We start from the raw sequence: 4,050 nt of genomic DNA, 5'->3' as shown, positions 1-4,050 counted from the left end.
GTGGTCATCGTTGGAGAGAGCCTCGGCCGTCAGAAGTCGCGTATTCCGTTTGATGGCGGTAGCGGACGGCTGCTGGACCGCGCACTGAAGCAAGCCGGCAGGACGAAGGACCAAGTGTTCACCACCAACGTCGTCGATTGGCATCCGCCCAACGACTATCGGCTCACGAGGCAGGACATCGACAATGAAATCCCCCGCCTGAAGGGCGAACTCGAAGCCATCCATCCCAAATTAGTCATCTGCCTCGGTAAGCTCGCGGCGACCACGTTGCGGACTCTGTATCCCGAAGCGTCGCAACTGCCCTGGCCGTTCTCCGCGCCGCGCAAGCAGATCGACCACCCTGCGCTTCTGTTTACCCTGCATCCGTCGGCAGCCCTACGGCAGCGCAACAAGCTGCCGGAGGAAGAACGCGAGCCTTACGAACGCCGCTATGTGTCGAGCCTGGCAGCGGCGCTGCGGTGGAGTTTCGAGAGCGACGACGCGACTCGCCAGCCTTGGACCGAGGCCGACGTGATCGCCGTGGACGACCTGTACCGCGAGTACGGCAGGCTCGGCGCCACGCACCCCAAGGTGCAAGCCCTGTCACGCCGACTGGGCCGGACGCCGGCGGCGGTCGCGGCGGAGATGAACAACCTGCACCACGCACACAGCGAGCCGGGCGTATATCCCGGCAAGCACTGGCGTTTCAGCGAACTCGACCGGAAGGTGGCCGACCGGTGATGACCGCACACCTGACCGCGGAGCTTCCGCCGCCCTGACGCGGTGGGGACGGTCGGCAGCCCAGCGAGGGTCAGCATCGTTACTCAGGCAACGCTGACGACTTCCACAACTCGCCGGGCAGCAGCACATCCAGTTGATCTAGCCACTGCCGCCCGCAGTTGAGCGCCCAATTCGCGCCGTCGAGATGCCCTCGACCAGTTGATGATTAGGATTCGCTCGCCGCTAGGCGGTGGGCGGTGCTCCGCCCGATCCCGAACTCCGCAGCCAGTTCGAGAACTGGTCTGCCCGCAGCCGCAAGTCGCCGGAATTTCGCTTTTTCATCGGCGGTGAGTCTTCTCATTCTTCTCGATTTGGTGTCGTCCTCCCACCTGCTCCACCGCCATTCAGGAAGCGATTCCAGGAGACGCTGACGATCCTCGCTGAGTTTCCCGGCCGCATATTTGTTGCGCTGCTTCTGTACCCACCCGCCAATTCGAAACCCGTCGCGAAGCTTGTAGGACTGATGTATACGAGCCGTCCCGTGCTCCGCGACGTAATCAAGCAGTTCTCGATAATGCTTGTCCCATGCTTCGGCGAGGGGCTCCCAGGACCAGCCCGGCAGCGCCTCCAGCCTCTGCTGCCGCTCCGCGCTAAGAATGCCCTTGTCATGGACCGTCCTCTGGACTACCACCCACGAACCAAGCTTGTACCCATCAGGCTCAATGTATGCCTGAGTGGGCAGCGGGGACTTTGGGTGCTTCTGCATATAATCCGTCAACCGCCTAAAGCCCTTCTCCCACTTACTATCCCAGGTATGCCAGGTCCATGTTCTCAGCTCCTCCAGCCGGCGCACCTGTTCCCTCGTTAGCTGCCCATCGGTGTACTTCTGCCGCTGAGTCGTGATCCAGGAACCGAGCCTGTAACCATCGTGTTCGACGTAGCTCTGTGTCGGTAGCGCATCGTTCTGCTCAACATAGGTCTGGAGTCGGCGATAGCCGTTCTCCCACAGATCGCTTTTCACGGCCCAGGACCAGTCTGGCAATGCCTCTAGTCGAGCTCTGCGGGAGTCAGCGAGTGTGCCCCGAGCGAAGTTCACTCGCTGCACGCTAACCCACTGGCCAAGTCTGTAGCCCTCAAAGATGACAGAGCTGTACACGCGAGCGTGTTTGTACTTGTCGGCATATCGGAGCAGGTAGGAGAAACCTTCCTCCCACATGTCGGAGCGGGCATCCCATAACCACTCAGGTAATTCCTCCAACCGGCGCACTCGGTCAGGAGCCAGGCATCCCCGGATGTAGTCCGTGCGCTGCGTGTTAACCCACGTTCCAAGTTTCTGCCCCTTGAAAAGACACTTCGCGGGTACCCGTGCGCTCTTCTTGACCGCTATGTAGTCCGCCAACAGCCCGTACCAAAATTCCCACGATTGAGTCGTCCGCTCCACCAGTCGTGCTTCAAAGGCGCCGACGAAGTCCTTGCTTACCGTGGCCGGGACATCGAGGTCGATCTTGTCCGGGATTTTCGGCTTGCCGCCCGTACGACCCATCTCTCGGCGCAGCGTGTCGAGCTGCTCGCCGAGTTCGGCATCGTGCGCCCGGAGCGCCTTGACCACATCCCACACCGGCCTGAACGCCGAACTGTCCAGCGCGGCTTCAGGGTCGGTCTCAGTGTCTACGAAGACAGGGATGACGACGGTGCCGGTCGCCTTGTCCTCGGACTTGCGGATCGCCCGGCCAACGGCCTGGACGATGTCTACCTCTGACCGGCGCGGGTCGATGAACGCGACGCCGTCAAGGGTCGGCACGTCCACTCCCTCGGCCAGGCAGCGAGCGTTCGACAGCAGGCCCCTGTCACCGTCGTCGAGGCGGGCCAGATGCTGGAGCAGTACATAGCGGTCACCGGCGGGCATCTCTCCGGAGGCGAAGCGCGACCATAGGGTGCCCTTCGGTCGCTGCCGGGCCGGCATCCAGTCGATCACTTCCGGCATCTCGGCGGAGAACTTGCGGGCGCGGCTCACCCGCGAGTGGAACGAGATGACCCGGTGCAGGTCGTACTTCCTCATTGCCTTGGCCAGCCCGATCTGTCCGGCCAGGGTTCGGGCGTCGGTGACCGTCTTGCCGTCCCGCGTCACGAACACCCCGCGCTCCGCCCACTGCCGGTAGGTGTCGTCATCGACGCCGACGACGACGACTTGGTAGTCGGTGAGCAGGTCGCGCTCGATGGCCTCTCCGAAGGTGAGCCGGTGGAACACGGGACCGAACTTCGACTCGTCGTCCATCGAGGCGACTTCGTAATCGGCCTCGTCGGCGGCCTTGAGCACCCGGCCCGTGAAGTAGCGCGGCGTCGCGGTCATGAACAGGCGCCGCCTTGCCTTGATCTCGGCTGGGTCGAGCACCGTGGCGAAATCCGACGACGCCGGCCCAGCGCAGCGGTGGGCCTCATCAGCGATGACCAGATCGAAGGTAGGAACCCGTCCGAGGGCGAACGCCTTGGCAATCTGCGGAGACGACTGATAGGTGGCGAACATGACCCGGGGGCCTGACCGTTGCCGGAGGAACACGGCGATGGCCTCTGGGTCGGTAGTCACCGGCACCCCGAGGTCGCTGGTGTGCGAGATCGGGGCGTCCTCGGCGGTGGACACCGTTTCGTCGGAACAGACCGGCAGAGAGGCGAACTCTTCCGAGCAGTTGGCCCGCCACACGTTCAGCGTCTGCTTTAAGAGCGACAGCGACGGCACCAGAACGAGAGTCCGTTTGGCCTCGAGCTTCTCGGTGATGAACAGGGCCGCCAAGGTCTTGCCCGTACCACAGGCCATGACCAGTTGGCCTCGGTCGGCATCCTCGAATCCCTTGACCACGGCCCGCACTGCCTGCTGCTGGTGCCTGCGCGGCCTGGCCGGCGTGTGGCGTCGCGGAGGCCGCAACATCGCGGGCGATCTCGGCCAGTCAAGGCTAGCGGTGCGCAAGTCGTTGAGCCGGAAGAACGTGACCCGTTTCTCCTGATCGTTGATCGTGCGCTCGCCGATGCGGTCGATGAGGTCGGTGGTGGCGATGAGCATCCGGTAGCCGAACACCGCCCGGCCGGATTCGGACAGGAAGCGGTCGACATCCTTCTTGGTGACGCGGTACTTCGGGTCGTATGCCTTCGCTTGAATCGCCCACAACGTCCCGTTGCGGTCCTCGGCGACGAGGTCGATGCCGGCATCCCCGCCCCATCGACCGGGCCACTCAGACCACAGCCACACCCGGCGCAGCTCGTGACGATAGACGGGGTCGTTTTCCAGGAACCACTTGCAGATGTGCTCGAACTGGCGGCCACGCTTCTGCGACTCACCGTCCAGGGTGGCGTACAGAG

The 4,050-nt window shown here is 63.5% G+C and carries 2 protein-coding genes; one reads left to right on the top strand and one right to left on the bottom strand.

Going from position 1 to position 4,050, the window contains the following annotated elements:
* The coding region (locus M1248_RS33145; RefSeq protein WP_317150921.1) for a uracil-DNA glycosylase family protein at positions 1-720 on the top strand (720 nt) is incomplete at its 5' end.
* Positions 721-925: 205 nt separating this feature from the next.
* Here the strand turns inward: M1248_RS33145 and M1248_RS33140 are convergent.
* On the bottom strand, positions 926-4,050 hold a 3,125-nt coding region (locus tag M1248_RS33140), incomplete at its 5' end, for a Helicase associated domain protein (protein ID WP_317150920.1).

Origin of the sequence: Mycobacterium sp. 29Ha, from assembly GCF_032883055.1 — a bacterium.
Lineage (GTDB): Bacteria > Actinomycetota > Actinomycetes > Mycobacteriales > Mycobacteriaceae > Mycobacterium > Mycobacterium gallinarum.
This window is presented reverse-complemented; position numbering and strand designations above follow the sequence as displayed.